We start from the raw sequence: 14,678 nt of genomic DNA, 5'->3' as shown, positions 1-14,678 counted from the left end.
CTAGCCCTCCGAGGGTGCGAGGCGCTGAAGCTCTGCCTCGGTCGACTTGAGCAGGTCGTTCCAGGACGCCTCGAACTTCTCGACGCCCTCGTCCTCGAGCAGCTGGACGACCTCGTCGTACGAGATCCCGAGCTTCTCGACGGCGTCGAGGTCGGCACGGGCCTGCTCGTACGAACCGGCGACCGCGTTGCCGCGGATCTGGCCGTGGTCCTCGGTGGCGAACAGGGTCGCCTCCGGCATGGTGTTCACCGTGTTCGGCGCGACCAGCTCGTCGACGTACAACGTGTCCTTGTACGCCTTGTCCTTGACGCCGGTCGAGGCCCACAGCGGACGCTGCTTGTTGGCGCCCGCGTTCTCCAGCTTCGCCCAGCGCTCGCCGGAGAAGATCTCCTCGTACGCCTGGTAGGCGAGGCGGGCGTTGGCGACGCCGGCCTTGCCGCGGGCGGCCTTGGCCTCGTCGGTGCCGAGCGCGTCGATGCGCTTGTCGATCTCGGTGTCCACGCGGGACACGAAGAAGGACGCCACGGAGTGGATCTTCGACAGGTCCAGACCCCGCTCCTTGGCCTTCTCCAGGCCGGTCAGGTAGGCGTCCATGACCTCGCGGTAGCGCTCCAGCGAGAAGATCAGCGTGACGTTGACGCTGATCCCGAGGCCGATCACGTCGGAGATCGCCGGGATGCCCGCGCGGGTGGCCGGGATCTTGATGAGCGTGTTGGGGCGGTCGACCAGCCAGGCGAGCTGCTTGGCCTCGGCGACCGTCGCCTTCTCGTTGTGCGCCAGGCGCGGGTCGACCTCGATCGAGACCCGGCCGTCCTGGCCGCCCGTGGCGTCGAAGACCGGGCGCAGGATGTCGGCGGCGTCGCGGACGTCCGCCGTGGTGATCATGCGGATGGCCTCTTCGACCGTGACCTTGCGGGCGGCGAGGTCGGACAGCTGCTGGTCGTAGCCGTCGCCCTCGGAGATCGCCTTCTGGAAGATCGACGGGTTGGTGGTGACGCCCACGACGTGCTGCTGGTCGATCAGCTCGGCGAGGTTGCCGGACGTGATCCGCTTGCGCGACAGGTCGTCCAGCCAGATCGCCACGCCTTCCTCGGAGAGGCGCTTGAGTGCGTCTGTCATGGAATTACATCTCCTACGTGTCGTATGTGAGCGTCAGCGCTGGGCGGCGGCGAGAGATTCCCGCGCCTTGGCGGCCACGTTCTCGCCGGTGAAGCCGAACTCCTGGAAGAGGACCTTGCCGTCCGCGGAAGCACCGAAGTGCTCCAGGGAAACGATGCGGCCGGCGTCCCCCACGTACTTGTGCCAGGTCAGACCGATACCCGCCTCGACCGCGACACGAGCCCTCACGGACGGGGGCAGGACGCTGTCCCGGTACCCCTGGTCCTGCTCCTCGAACCACTCCACGCACGGCATCGAGACGACACGCGTCGGCACACCGGACGCCTCCAGCTGCTCGCGCGCCTCGACGGCGACGTGCACCTCGGAGCCGGTGGCGATGAGGATGACCTCGGGGGAGCCGTTCGACGCCTCGAACAGGACGTAACCGCCCTTGACCGCGTCCTCGTTGCCCTCGTACGTCGGCACGCCCTGACGGGTCAGCGCGAGGCCGTGCGGGGCGCCCTTGCCGAACTCCTTGGTCCAGCGCCGCAGGATCTCGCGCCAGGCGATCGCGGTCTCGTTGGCGTCGGCCGGGCGGACCACGTTCAGGCCGGGGATCGCGCGCAGCGAGGCCAGGTGCTCGACCGGCTGGTGGGTCGGGCCGTCCTCGCCGAGACCGATGGAGTCGTGCGTCCACACGTACGTCACCGGCAGGTGCATCAGCGCCGAGAGCCGGACGGCGTTGCGCATGTAGTCGGAGAAGACGAGGAACGTACCGCCGTAGATGCGGGTGTTGCCGTGCAGCGCGATGCCGTTCATCTCCGCGGCCATGGAGTGCTCGCGGATACCGAAGTGGATCGTGCGGCCGTACGGGTCCGCCTCCGGCAGCGGGTTGTCCGCCGGGAGGAAGGAGCTGTTCTTGTCGATCGTCGTGTTGTTCGAGCCCGCGAGGTCGGCGGAACCGCCCCACAGCTCGGGGATCACGGCGCCGAGGGCCTGCAGGACCTTGCCGGAGGCGGCACGCGTGGCGACGCCCTTGCCGGGCTCGAAGACCGGAATCGCCGACTCCCAGTCCTTGGGCAGCTCACCCGCGGCGACCCGCTCGAACTCGGCCGCGCGCTCGGGGTTGTTGTTGCGCCACTCCTGGAAGGACTTCTCCCACTCGGCGCGGGCCTGCCGGCCGCGCTCCAGCGCCTGGCGGGTGTGGCCGATGACCTCGTCGGAGACCTCGAAGGACTGCTCGGGGTCGAAGCCCAGCACCCGCTTGGTCGCCGCGACCTCGTCGTCGCCGAGCGCCGAGCCGTGCGCGGCCTCGGTGTTCTGGGCGTTCGGGGCGGGCCAGGCGATGATCGAGCGCATCGCGATGAAGGACGGCTTGTCGGTGACCGCCTTGGCCTTCTGGATCGCCTCGAAGATCGCGACCGGGTCGAGGTCGCCGTTGGCCTGCGGCTCGACACGCTGGACGTGCCAGCCGTACGCCTCGTAGCGCTTGACGGTGTCCTCGGAGACGGCCGTCTCGGTGTCGCCCTCGATCGAGATGTGGTTGTCGTCCCACAACAGGATGAGGTTGCCGAGCTTCTGGTGGCCGGCCATCGAGGACGCCTCGGCGGAGATGCCCTCCTGGAGGCAGCCGTCACCGGCGATGGCGAAGACGAAGTGGTCGAAGGGGGAGGTGCCCTCGGCGGCCTCCGGGTCGAACAGACCGCGCTCGTAGCGGGCGGCCATCGCCATGCCGACCGCGTTGGCGACACCCTGGCCGAGCGGACCGGTGGTGGTCTCGACGCCCTTGGTGTGGCCGTACTCCGGGTGCCCCGGGGTCTTGGAGCCCCAGGTGCGGAACGCCTTGAGGTCGTCCAGCTCCAGGCCGAAACCGGCCAGGTAGAGCTGGGTGTAGAGGGTCAGGGACGAGTGGCCGGCGGACAGCACGAAGCGGTCGCGCCCGACCCAGTCGGGGTCGGCCGGGTCGTGCCGCATCACCTTCTGGAAGAGGGTGTAGGCGGCGGGAGCCAGGCTCATCGCCGTACCCGGATGGCCGTTTCCGACCTTCTGTACGGCGTCGGCGGCCAGGACGCGGGCGGTGTCGACGGCCCGCTGGTCCAACTCGGTCCACTCGAGGTCTGTGGTGGTCGGCTTGGTGCTCACCCTGGGTCAGGGCTCCTCTCCACATGTCACGCATGTCGAAATGCCGGTGCACGGGACGCCCGGCCGTTGTCGAGCCTACCCCCGCAAGTACGTGCGTTTTTTCGGGTCATTCCAGACTGCCGGGCCGCGCGGGGATCCGCCTCCCGACTGGCCCGTACCGCATTCGGCAACTGAATACGCAGCCGCTCGTCCGAGTGCTCAACCGAGTGGGACCGAGCTCTTCCGGGGGTGTCCTCGGACACGAGCCGACCCCCGCGAATATCGGGGTATGGGCAACGTCTACAGTGGCGTGGTACGCGCGAGCCTTTACCGGGACTTCACACGGGTGAGGCTTGCTGGGATGTCTCTGTAGGGGTGTGCGTGACGGCCGTCGAATCCCGTCCAGCCGGAGTGCTGGGGGAGAGCAAGAGCTCGAGCCACCGGCCGTTCGGGGCCCGTGTCAAGGCATTCGTGGCGCTCACCAAGCCCCGGATCATCGAACTGCTGCTGATCACCACCGTTCCGGTGATGTTCCTCGCCCAGCAGGGCGTGCCGGATCTGAAGCTGGTGCTGCTCACCTGCGTCGGCGGCTATCTCTCCGCGGGCGGCGCCAACGCGCTCAACATGTACATCGACCGCGACATCGACGCGCTCATGGACCGCACCTCGCAGCGTCCCCTGGTGACCGGCATGGTGTCGCCGCGCGAGTGCCTGGCCTTCGGCATCACGCTGGCGGTCGTCTCGACGCTGCTGTTCGGCCTCACCGTCAACTGGCTGTCCGCCTGGCTGTCGCTCGGAGCGCTGCTCTTCTACGTCGTCGTCTACACGATGATCCTCAAGCGGCGTACCTCGCAGAACATCGTGTGGGGCGGCATCGCCGGCTGCCTGCCGGTCCTGATCGGCTGGTCGTCGGTCACGAACTCCATGTCCTGGGCGCCGGTCGTCCTCTTCCTCGTCATGTTCTTCTGGACGCCGCCGCACTACTGGCCGCTGTCCATGAAGGTCCGCGAGGACTACGCGCGCGTGGGCGTGCCGATGCTGCCGGTGGTCGCCTCCAACAAGGTGGTCGCCAAGCAGATCGTCGTCTACAGCTGGGTGATGGTCGGGGTGTCGCTGCTGCTCACCCCGCTCGGCTACACCGGCTGGTTCTACACGGCGGTCGCCCTGCTCGCGGGCGGCTTCTGGCTGTGGGAGGCGCACGGCCTCCAGAACCGGGCCAAGGCCGAGGTGACGGGCGCGAAGCTCAAGGAGATGCGGCTGTTCCACTGGTCGATCACCTATGTGTCGATCCTCTTCCTCGCGGTGGCGGTCGACCCCTTCCTGAGGTAAGGGTCACGTCGCCGTCCCCGCTACCCGTCGGTAGCATCCTGTTCATGGCAGACACGCAGCAGGTTGACGCGAAGGCCGAGCGCAAGGTCGCCCGGCTCACCAGGCAGATCAGCGCCTTCTCCAAGAAGCACGGCGGCGCCGAGGGCCAGCTGGCCCACATCGGCGAGCGCGGCACCCGGATCGTCCTCGTCGGCGAGGACGGCGGCTGGGGCGACCTGGTGGCCCCCTCGCACGAGATCGCCGAGAAGGCCGTCGAGAAGTCCGGCATCACGGTGCACGAGGAGTTCGACGGCGAGTTCGCGGCCAAGGTGAAGACCGGCCCGTACGAGTGGAGCCGCATGGCGGGCATCCAGGTCGGCGGTCCCTCGAACGGCTGAGATCCGCCGCCCTTGCACACGGGGTGTGCGTCCCCAACACCTGACACCCGGTTCACCCGTTAGGACCTGTGAGTAGCCCACACGGTCCAGACACGGGGAGCCCGGATGATCGAAACGCCGTCCCTCGTGGACCAGTACTGCCACGGCGTACTGAGAACGGAGCTGGGCCTCGGCACCTTCGAGGCCCAGCTGGCCCGCACCGAGGGCCCGCCCGCCCCGGGCACCACGCTGTTCGACACCCAGACGGGCTTCGCCGTACGACGCTGGTGCCCGCCGCTGCTCGGCCTGGAACCGCACTGTCCGCCCGCCCGCTACCTGGCCCGGCGCCGTGAGCTCGGCGTACTGGAGGCGGGCCGCAGACTGCTGCGCGGCAGCGGGATCACCACCTACCTGGTCGACACCGGGCTGCCCGGCGACCTCACAGGACCCACCGAGCTGGCCTCCGCCGCGGCCGCCGACGCCCGCGAGATCGTGCGCCTGGAGCTCCTCGCCGAACAGGTCGCCGACACCTCCGGCACCGTCGAGTCCTTCCTCGCCAACCTCGCCGAATCGGTGCACGGAGCCGCCGCGAACGCGGTCGCCTTCACCTCGGTGGCGGGCGTACGGCACGGACTGGCGCTCGCCCCCGAGCCGCCGGGGCCCGGAGAGGTGCGGGGCGCGGCAGGCCGGTGGCTGGCGGGTCGCCGGGTGGGCGGGGAGCTGTCCGACCCCGTGCTCCTGCGGCACCTGCTGTGGATCGCCGCCGCCTCGGGCCTGCCCCTCCAGCTGCACGCCGGGCTCGGCGAGCCGGGTCTGCGCATCGACCGCACCGACCCCGTGCTGCTCACCGACTTCGTCCGGGCCACCGCGGGTCTCGGCACCGACCTCGTCCTGCTGCACAGCTACCCCTACCACCGGCACGCCGCCCATCTCGCCGGTGTCTTCCCGCACGTCTACGCCGACTCCGGCGCCGCCCTCGTCCGCACCGGCGCCCGCGCGGCGACCGTCCTCGCGGAGATCCTGGAACTGGCCCCCTTCGGCAAGATCGTCTTCTCCAGCGGGGCCCACAGCCTGCCCGAACTGCATGTGGTGGGCGCACGGCTGTTCCGTGAGGCGCTGGCCCGGGTGCTGGGCGGCTGGGTCGCCGAGGGGGCCTGGTCGCTGGCGGACGCGCAGCGGGTGGCGGGGCTGATCGCGGCGGGGAACGCGCGCAGGGTGTACGGGCTGGAGTGAGCTGTACAGGATGGGCCCATGCAGACCGACGCCTTGCTGGACCGCTTCCTCGCCGACCTGGCCCCGCTCGCGCCCGTCGCCGTGTGGGCCCACGGCTCGCTGGCCGGCGGCGACTACCAGGAGGGGCGCAGCGACCTGGACCTGATCGCCGTCCTCCCCTCGGTCACGCCCCGCACGGTGTGGCGGCTGGCGAAGCTGCACGCCCGACTGCGGGCCGAACCGCTGTCCGCACAGCTCCACTGCACCTATCTGACGCCGTCGGCCGACCTGGACCGCCGCCACCTCACCTGGGCCCACGAGGAGCTGTTCAGGCGGCCGGTCTCCCCGGTGACCCGGCGCGAACTGCACTCCTTCGGGCGGGTGCTGCACGGGAAGCCGCCCGCGGACCTGCTGGCGCCGGTTGCGGACCGGGAACTGGCCGACTTCGTGATCCGTGACCAGCGTGACTTCTGGCGGCCGGCCCTCGACAACGCGGCGCTGTGGCACCGGGACGTGTGGGTCGACCTGGGGCTGCTGACGTTCGCCCGCGCGACCGTGACCGTGCGTGAGGGCCGGCTGATCTCCCAGCGCGAGGCACTGGAGCTGCTGCCCGGACTGACCCGCGCCTACCTGGGTCCGGTGATCGGTGAACTGGTGGCGGCGTACTGAGCCGGCACCTCGGGCGACTCGTCCTCGGGCCGCTCGCGCAGGGCGAGCAGGACGCGCAGGACCCCGATCCAGACCAGGGCCGAGCCCAGCATGTGCAGGCCGACCAGGAACTCGGGCAGGTCGGTGAAGTACTGGACGTAGCCGATGACGCCCTGGGCCAGCAGGATCAGGAAGAGGTCGCGGGTGCGGTGCAGGGGGCCCCGGGGAGCGTCGACCGCCTTGAGGATGAACCACAGGGCGAAGGTCAGCGACACCACGATCCAGGCCAGGACCGCGTGCACCTTGCTCACGGTCTCCCAGTCCAGCGGCATCCGCTCGACCTCGCTGGAGTCACCGGCGTGCGGGCCGGCGCCCGTCACCACGGTGCCGACGAGGATCAGCAGGGCGGCGGCCGCGACCATGAACCAGACCAGCTGCTGGACCGGCTTGCCGACCAGCGGGCGGGGAGCCGTGTCGCCCTCGCGGGTGCGCTGCCACATCACGGCGGCGACCGTGATCAATGCGGTGGTCGCGACGAAGTGGGCGGCGACGGTGTACGGGTTGAGCCCCACGAGCACGACGATCCCGCCCAGGATCGCGTTGCTCATCACGATCCAGAACTGCGCCCAGCCCAGCCGGGTCAGACTGCGGCGGCGCGGCTTCTCGCTGCGGGCCGCGACGATGGCCCAGCCGACGGCGGCGCACAGCACGTACGTCAGCATCCGGTTGCCGAACTCGATCGCTCCGTGGAAGCCCATCGCGCTGGTCGCGGTCAGCGAGTCGTCCGTGCACTTGGGCCAGGTCGGGCACCCGAGCCCCGATCCGGTCAGCCGCACCGCGCCGCCGGTGACCACGATGACCACCGCCATGACGAGAGCGGACAGAGCCGCCCGCTGAACCGTCCGGGGCGTCGGGGTCCAGCGTGCGGCGATGAAGGCGAGCGGGTTGCGGACGGCCGCTACGGCGTCGGCACGGGTCAGGTTCGGCACGCGTTCCATCGTAGGCGCCCGCTTGTGCACGCGTTCACGAGGGCCCCTGCTCCCAGCGGACCTCTACTCCCAGCGGAAGAAGCGCCCCGCCGCGGCAAGGCCCACCACGGCCCACACCGCCAGGATCCCCAGGTCGCCCCACGGCATCCCGGCGCCGTGCTGGAGTACGTCCCGCAGGCCGTCCGACAGGGCCGTGATCGGGAGCAGGCGCAGGATGTCCTGGGTGGCCTGGGAGAACTGGTCCAGGGGGATGATGACCCCGCCGCCGACCAGGAGGAGCAGGAAGACCAGGTTGGCCGCGGCCAGGGTGGCTTCCGCCTTGAGGGTGCCGGCCATGAGGAGGCCCAGGCCCGAGAAGGCCGCCGTGCCGAGGATCAGGAGCAGGAGGACGGCGAAGGGGTTTCCCTGCGGTGACCAGCCCAGGGCGAAGGCGATCACCGTCAGCAGGACCACCTGGAGGATCTCCGTCACCAGGACCGACACCGTCTTCGCCGTCATCAGGGCCCAGCGGGGGAGCGGTGAGGACGCGAGGCGCTTCAGGACGCCGTAGCGGCGTTCGAAGCCGGTCGCGATGGCCTGGCCGGTGAAGGCCGTCGACATGACCGCGAGGGCCAGGACGCCGGGGGTGAGGAAGTCCACCGCCTTGTCCGTGCCGGTGTCGATGATGTCCACCGAGCTGAACAGGACCAGCACAAGGGTGGGGATCACCACCGTCAGCAGCAGCTGCTCGCCGTTGCGCAGGAGCATCTTCGTCTCCAGGACCGCCTGGGTCGCGATCATGCGTCCCAGGGGCGCAGCGCCCGGCTTCGGGGTGTACATGCCGGTGGCGGTCACGCTCGCAGCTCCTTGCCGGTCAGCTCCAGGAACACGTCTTCCAGGGTGTGGCGTTCCACCGAGATCTTCTCCGGCATCACGCCGTGCTGGGCGCACCAGGACGTCACCGTCGCCAGCAGTTGGGGGTTCACCTTGCCGACCACCCGGTAGGAGCCGGGGGTCAGCTCGGCCGCGGTGCAGTCGGCGGGGAGGGCCTTGAGGAGGGAGCCGACGTCCAGCCCGGGGCGGCCCGTGAAGCGCAGGGTGTTCTCGGCGCCGCCCCGGCACAGCTCCTCCGGGGTGCCCTGGGCGATGACCCGGCCGCCGTCGATGATCGCCACGTCGTCGGCGAGCTGCTCGGCCTCGTCCATGTAGTGCGTGGTGAGCACGACCGAGACGCCGTCCGCGCGCAGGTCGCGGACCAGGTCCCAGGTCGCGCGGCGGGCCTGCGGGTCGAGGCCGGCGGTCGGTTCGTCCAGGAACACCAGTTCCGGGCGCCCCACCACGGCCATGGCGAGGGCCAGGCGCTGCTGCTGGCCGCCCGACAGCCTGCGGTACGTCGTCCGGCCGCAGCTCTCCAGACCCAGGCGTTCGATCAGCGCGTCCACGTCGAGCGGGTGCGCGTGCAGGCTCGCCATGTGCCGCAGCATCTCGTCGGCCCTGGCGCCGGAGTACACGCCCCCGGACTGGAGCATCACGCCGATCCTCGGGTGCAGCTCACGGGCCTGGCGCACGGGGTCGAGGCCCAGGACCCGTACCGTGCCGGAGTCCGGCCTGCGGTATCCCTCGCAGGTCTCCACGGTCGTCGTCTTGCCGGCGCCGTTGGGCCCGAGTACGGCGGTCACGCCCGCCCGGGTCACCAGGTCGAGGCCGTCCACGGCGGTCTTCGTGCCGTACCGCTTCACCAGGGCGTGGACCTGGACCACGGGCTCACTTCGCATGGGCCCGAGTCTAGGTACGCCGCCCGCGCCGCAGACGGTCGGGTGCGAGATCTCCACCGCCGGGGGGATTTCCGGGGCCGCCGTGGGGTTGCAGGGGGCTCGTCACGGTGTGTTGGAGGCTGTCACGGGGTGCACGGGGTGCACGGGGTGCACAGGGTGCACGGGGTGCACGGGGTGTCTGAGTCCGGCCCGGGGGCTTGGAGACGGCTCGCGGTCTCGGGGGTCCCGTCCGACAGGCTCGGGTGTCCGGTACCGGTCCGGGCGTCCCTGAGCCGGGCCCCGGGGTCTCGGGACCGACCGGCCGGAGGTTTCGGGACCGGCCGGGGACCGGGCCGGAGGGCGGCCTTCCGAACCAGCCCGGGTCGTCCGAGGCGGTCCGGGTCCTCGGGCCGGCTCGGGTGTCCTTGAATGCGTTCCGCCGGGGCGTTGAGACAAGTTCAGTCGGTGCTCAGGCCGCCCCGGGCTCGCCCGAGTCCCTCCCGCGCCGCGAGCGGGACCTCCTCCTCGCGGGAGCGGTGCAGCGGCAGCCAGCGCTCCGCGTACGCCACCGCGTCCGCGAGGGGGAACAGCCGGGCGTCGGCCGCGCCCGCCCTTCCCCGTACGACGACACCGGTGTCCCGCTCGAAGTCGTACCCCAGCTCGTCGAAGCGGTCCGAGGTGATCGAGACCTCCGTCACCACCTCCCAGCCGTCCGGCCCCGGGCGGCCCACCTTCACCAGCGGGCCCGGGACGCGGTACTCGGCGAGGTGGAAGCTGGTGCAGGTGTCGTAGCCCGCGCCCAGGAGCAGCACGCGCGCGTGGAGGGCCTCCAGCCGGGCCAGCGGGCTCCGCTCGCCCAGGCGGCAGTCGGGGGCGTGGCCGTCCAGCACCGCACGCGCGCGTGGGCCGATCGCCGCGAAGGAGGTCTGCGGGTGGGCGCTGCGCAGGGCGCCGGGCCAGGTGCGGACGGTCTCCGGGATCACGCCGACCCCGCGCGAGGGCGTGACGAGGGGGTCGTAGGCGGGCATGGTCGCCCGGATCGTGTCCCACCACTCCTCGGGCACCGGGGGGTTGCTCCACACCGCCGGATCGGACAGGTCGCCGGTCTGGGTGGGGACCACGAGGGTGCCGTCCGGGCCGAGGGCGTCCAGAAGCCCCTGGACCACCGCGACCGGGCCTCCGCAGACCCAGCCGAGGGAGCTGAGCGAGGAGTGCACGAGCAGGATCTCGCCGCTTGTGACACCCAGCTCGCGCAGTTGCCCGGCGAGGGTCTCGCGCGTGACAAGTGGGCCGGTGGGAGGAGGTATCGGCATGGTTCGCGAGTCTCCCGGAAGGGGCCGTCGAAAGCCACCGGTTTGATCGATCAAAGATCGTTCTCCCAGGTCAGGTTAGGGAGGCCTAAGTGACGCAGGGCACCACCCCCCGGACCGGACGCGGCTTGCCCGCTCCTGAGGAATTACGCAACAATGGCGTTGTGAAAAACGTCGGCGAGGCACGGGAGACCCCCACGGGGGCCCCTCAGGAGGAGCTCGCGACCGGTGAGCGGTCCACCCGCAACCGCGTCGCGCGATCCATCCTGGACCACGGCCCGTCGACCGTCGCCGAGCTGGCAGGCCGTCTCGGGCTGACCCAGGCGGCCGTACGGCGTCATCTGGACGCGCTGGTGGCCGACGAGGTCGTCGAGGCGCGGGAGCAGCGGGTGTACGGCGCGCGCACGCGTGGCCGGCCCGCCAAGGTCTTCGCGCTCACCGACTGCGGCCGGGACGCCTTCGACCAGTCCTACGACAAGCTCGCCGCGGACGCCCTGCACTGGATCCAGGAGCGCTTCGGCGGGGACGAGGCGGTCGTCGCCTTCGCGCGCGCGAGGATCGCCGCGCAGGCCGAGCAGTACCGCAAGGCCGTCGAGTCCGCCGCCCCCGAGGAGCGCACCGAAGCCCTGGCCAAGGCCCTGAGCGCGGACGGGTACGCTGCTACGGCGCGCAGCGCACCGGTCGGCGAGCAGCTCTGCCAGCACCACTGCCCGGTGGCCCATGTCGCGGAGAAGTTCCCCCAGCTCTGTGAGGCGGAGACCGAGTTCTTCTCCCAGCTGCTGGGAACCCATGTCCAGCGACTGGCGACCATCGCGCACGGCGACGGCGTCTGCACGACGTTCATCCCCAAGATTTCCCACACCACTCATCACGCATCTGCAAGCACGGCCGGGAGGAACCCCGCATGACTCTCCCCACGGAGACTGCCCACCCTGAGCTCGAGGGCCTGGGCAAGTACGAATACGGCTGGGCCGACTCCGACGAAGCCGGCGCCTCTGCGAAGCGCGGTCTGAGCGAGGAAGTCGTACGCGACATCTCCGCGAAGAAGAACGAGCCGGAGTGGATGACCAAGCTCCGCCTCAAGGGTCTGCGCCTGTTCGACAAGAAGCCCATGCCGAACTGGGGCTCCGACCTCTCCGGCATCGACTTCGACAACATCAAGTACTTCGTGCGGTCCACGGAGAAGCAGGCGGAGTCCTGGGAGGACCTGCCCGAGGACATCAAGAACACGTACGACAAGCTCGGCATCCCCGAGGCGGAGAAGCAGCGCCTCGTCGCCGGTGTCGCGGCCCAGTACGAGTCCGAGGTCGTCTACCACCAGATCCGTGAGGACCTGGAGGAGCAGGGCGTCATCTTCCTGGACACCGACACCGCCCTGAAGGAGCACCCCGAGCTCTTCAAGGAGTACTTCGGCACCGTCATCCCGGTCGGCGACAACAAGTTCGCGTCGCTGAACACCGCGGTGTGGTCCGGCGGTTCCTTCATCTACGTGCCGAAGGGCGTGCACGTGGAGATCCCGCTCCAGGCCTACTTCCGGATCAACACGGAGAACATGGGCCAGTTCGAGCGGACGCTGATCATCGTCGACGAGGACGCCTACGTCCACTACGTCGAGGGCTGCACGGCCCCGATCTACAAGTCGGACTCCCTGCACTCCGCGGTCGTCGAGATCATCGTGAAGAAGGGCGCCCGCTGCCGCTACACGACCATCCAGAACTGGTCGAACAACGTCTACAACCTGGTCACCAAGCGCGCCGTGGCGTACGAGGGCGCGACCATGGAGTGGATCGACGGCAACATCGGCTCCAAGGTCACCATGAAGTACCCGGCCGTCTACCTGATGGGCGAGCACGCCAAGGGCGAGACCCTGTCCATCGCCTTCGCGGGCGAGGGCCAGCACCAGGACGCCGGCTCCAAGATGGTCCACATGGCGCCGAACACCTCCTCCAACATCGTCTCCAAGTCGGTGGCGCGCGGCGGCGGTCGTACGTCCTACCGCGGTCTCGTCGAGATCGGTGAGGGCGCCCACGGCTCCAAGTCCAACGTGCTGTGCGACGCGCTGCTCGTCGACACCATCTCCCGCTCCGACACGTACCCCTACGTGGACGTCCGCGAGGACGACGTGTCCATGGGCCACGAGGCGACCGTCTCCAAGGTCTCCGAGGACCAGCTCTTCTACCTGATGAGCCGTGGTCTGAGCGAGTTCGAGGCGATGGCCATGATCGTGCGCGGCTTCGTCGAGCCCATCGCGAAGGAGCTGCCCATGGAGTACGCGCTGGAACTCAACCGGCTGATCGAGCTCCAGATGGAAGGCGCGGTCGGCTAGGCAACGGCCGCCCCCATCAAGTCACTTACGCAGGAAGAGAGCAGACCGACAGCCATGGCTGAGGCTCAGAACATCCCGGTGGGATCCACCACCGCCGGCCAGATCGCGGTGGCCGCCGAGTCGACCGTCGCCACGCGCATGAGCGCGCCCCCCTCCTTCGACGTCGCGGACTTCCCGGTCCCGCACGGCCGTGAGGAGGAGTGGCGGTTCACCCCGCTGGAGCGCCTGCGCGGGCTGCACGACGGCACCGCGGTCGCCACCGACGACGGCGTCAAGGTGGACGTGCAGGCCCCCGAGGGCGTCACCGTCGAGACCGTCGGCCGTGACGACGCCCGGATCGGCAAGGCGGGCACCCCGGTGGACCGCATCGCCGCCCAGGCGTTCTCCGCGTTCGAGAAGGCCGGCGTGATCACCGTCCCCAAGGAGACGGTCCTCACCGAGCCCATCCGGATCGCCGTGCACGGCGAGGGCGGCACCGCCTTCGCCCACCAGGTGATCGAGCTGGGCGCCTTCGCCGAGGCCGTCGTGGTCATCGACCACACCGGTGACGCGGTGCTCGCGGCCAACGTCGACTACCTCCTCGGGGACGGCGCCAAGCTCACCGTCGTCTCCGTCCAGGACTGGGACGACAAGGCCGTGCACGTCGCCCAGCACAACGCGCTGGTCGGCCGGGACGCGTCCTTCAAGTCGGTCGTGGTGACCTTCGGCGGCGACGTCGTACGGCTGCACCCGCGCGTCTCCTACGCCGGCACCGGCGGTGAGGCCGAGCTGTTCGGGCTCTACTTCACGGACCGGGGCCAGCACCAGGAGCACCGCCTGCTGGTCGACCACAACACCCCGCACTGCAAGTCCAACGTCGTCTACAAGGGCGCGCTCCAGGGCGACGCGGCGCACGCGGTGTGGATCGGCGACGTGCTCATCGAGGCCAAGGCCGAGGGCACCGACACCTACGAGATGAACCGGAACCTCGTCCTCACCGACGGCGCCCGGGTCGACTCCGTGCCGAACCTGGAGATCGAGACCGGCGAGATCGTCGGCGCCGGGCACGCCTCGGCGACCGGCCGCTTCGACGACGAGCAGCTCTTCTACCTGATGGCCCGTGGCATCCCGGCCGACGAGGCCCGTCGCCTGGTGGTCCGCGGCTTCTTCGCCGAGCTGGTCCAGCAGATCGGTGTCGACGACATCGAGGAGCGCCTTCTCGCGAAGATCGACGAGGAGCTGGAGGCCACCGTCTGATGGCTTTCGTACGCGCCTGCGGGCTGAGCGAGCTGGAGGAGGACACCCCGAAGCGGGTGGAACTCGACGGCACGCCGGTCTCGGTCGTGCAGACCGAGGGAGAGGTGTTCGCCATCCACGACATCTGCTCCCACGCCAACGTCTCGCTCTCCGAGGGCGAGGTGGAGGACTGCCAGATCGAGTGCTGGCTGCACGGCTCCAGCTTCGACCTGCGCACCGGCAAACCGTCCGGCCTCCCCGCGACGCGCCCCGTCCCCGTATACCCCGTAAAGATCGAAGGGGACGACGTGCTCGTCTCCCTCACCCAGGAGTCCTGAGGC

At 70.2% G+C, this 14,678-nt stretch carries 14 protein-coding genes; 8 read left to right on the top strand and 6 right to left on the bottom strand.

Annotated elements, in window-relative coordinates:
- Positions 1 to 1,119 (bottom strand): transaldolase, encoded by a 1,119-nt coding sequence (tal, locus tag M2163_RS15545; RefSeq protein ID WP_280894225.1) that lies wholly within the window; start codon positions 1,117 to 1,119, stop codon positions 1 to 3.
- Between the two features lie 33 nt (positions 1,120 to 1,152).
- On the bottom strand, positions 1,153 to 3,240 hold the full coding sequence (gene tkt, locus M2163_RS15540; protein ID WP_280894224.1) for a transketolase: 2,088 nt from the start codon (positions 3,238 to 3,240) through the stop codon (positions 1,153 to 1,155).
- A 354-nt stretch (positions 3,241 to 3,594) separates the two neighbouring features.
- On the opposite strand from tkt, the gene M2163_RS15535 reads away from it, so the two are divergent.
- From M2163_RS15535 to M2163_RS15520, 4 genes are all read left to right on the top strand, one after another.
- Positions 3,595 to 4,548, top strand: coding sequence for a heme o synthase (locus tag M2163_RS15535; protein ID WP_280852195.1), 954 nt, complete (start codon positions 3,595 to 3,597; stop codon positions 4,546 to 4,548).
- 44 nt (positions 4,549 to 4,592) lie between these two features.
- The gene (locus M2163_RS15530; RefSeq protein ID WP_280852196.1) at positions 4,593 to 4,925 is read left to right on the top strand and encodes a hypothetical protein; all 333 of its coding nucleotides are present in this window, start codon (positions 4,593 to 4,595) and stop codon (positions 4,923 to 4,925) included.
- A 105-nt stretch (positions 4,926 to 5,030) separates the two neighbouring features.
- A complete protein-coding gene (locus M2163_RS15525) occupies positions 5,031 to 6,137 on the top strand; it encodes an amidohydrolase family protein (protein ID WP_280852197.1) in 1,107 nt (368 codons plus the stop codon).
- 18 nt (positions 6,138 to 6,155) lie between these two features.
- On the top strand, positions 6,156 to 6,785 hold the full coding sequence (locus tag M2163_RS15520; protein ID WP_280894223.1) for a nucleotidyltransferase domain-containing protein: 630 nt from the start codon (positions 6,156 to 6,158) through the stop codon (positions 6,783 to 6,785).
- On the opposite strand, the gene M2163_RS15515 is transcribed toward M2163_RS15520, so the two are convergent.
- The 4 genes from M2163_RS15515 to M2163_RS15500 form a co-directional block, all read right to left on the bottom strand.
- Positions 6,743 to 7,762: a COX15/CtaA family protein gene (locus M2163_RS15515; protein ID WP_280894222.1), complete on the bottom strand. Its 1,020-nt coding sequence runs from the start codon at positions 7,760 to 7,762 to the stop codon at positions 6,743 to 6,745. The two genes, M2163_RS15520 and M2163_RS15515, sit on opposite strands and share 43 nt — an antisense overlap.
- A gap of 54 nt (positions 7,763 to 7,816) precedes the next feature.
- On the bottom strand, positions 7,817 to 8,572 hold the full coding sequence (locus M2163_RS15510) for an ABC transporter permease (protein ID WP_280897262.1): 756 nt from the start codon (positions 8,570 to 8,572) through the stop codon (positions 7,817 to 7,819).
- Between the two features lie 11 nt (positions 8,573 to 8,583).
- On the bottom strand, positions 8,584 to 9,507 hold the full coding sequence (locus tag M2163_RS15505) for an ABC transporter ATP-binding protein (RefSeq protein ID WP_280852200.1): 924 nt from the start codon (positions 9,505 to 9,507) through the stop codon (positions 8,584 to 8,586).
- Positions 9,508 to 9,944: 437 nt separating this feature from the next.
- Positions 9,945 to 10,799, bottom strand: a complete 855-nt coding sequence (locus M2163_RS15500) for an AAC(3) family N-acetyltransferase (protein ID WP_280852201.1) — start codon at positions 10,797 to 10,799, stop codon at positions 9,945 to 9,947.
- Positions 10,800 to 10,960: 161 nt separating this feature from the next.
- On the opposite strand from M2163_RS15500, the gene M2163_RS15495 reads away from it, so the two are divergent.
- Genes M2163_RS15495 through M2163_RS15480 form a run of 4 tightly spaced genes read left to right on the top strand, consistent with a single transcriptional unit; the run spans position 10,961 to position 14,675 of the window.
- Positions 10,961 to 11,704 (top strand): metalloregulator ArsR/SmtB family transcription factor, encoded by a 744-nt coding sequence (locus M2163_RS15495; protein ID WP_280894221.1) that lies wholly within the window; start codon positions 10,961 to 10,963, stop codon positions 11,702 to 11,704.
- Entirely contained in the window at positions 11,701 to 13,122 is a 1,422-nt protein-coding gene (sufB, locus tag M2163_RS15490; protein WP_280852203.1) for a Fe-S cluster assembly protein SufB, read from the top strand. Before M2163_RS15495 ends, sufB begins: the two co-directional genes overlap by 4 nt.
- A 54-nt stretch (positions 13,123 to 13,176) precedes the next feature.
- Positions 13,177 to 14,358: a Fe-S cluster assembly protein SufD gene (gene sufD / locus M2163_RS15485; protein ID WP_280852204.1), complete on the top strand. Its 1,182-nt coding sequence runs from the start codon at positions 13,177 to 13,179 to the stop codon at positions 14,356 to 14,358.
- Complete coding sequence (locus tag M2163_RS15480) at positions 14,358 to 14,675, top strand: non-heme iron oxygenase ferredoxin subunit (protein WP_031057580.1); 318 nt, start codon at positions 14,358 to 14,360, stop codon at positions 14,673 to 14,675. The genes sufD and M2163_RS15480 overlap by 1 nt, the downstream gene beginning before the upstream one ends.
- The last annotated feature ends 3 nt before the right edge of the window (positions 14,676 to 14,678 follow it).

The sequence above is a fragment of the Streptomyces sp. SAI-135 genome, from assembly GCF_029893805.1.
Lineage (GTDB): Bacteria > Actinomycetota > Actinomycetes > Streptomycetales > Streptomycetaceae > Streptomyces.
The sequence above is the reverse complement of the archived record's forward strand: the minus strand, read 5'-3'. Positions and strand labels throughout refer to the sequence as shown.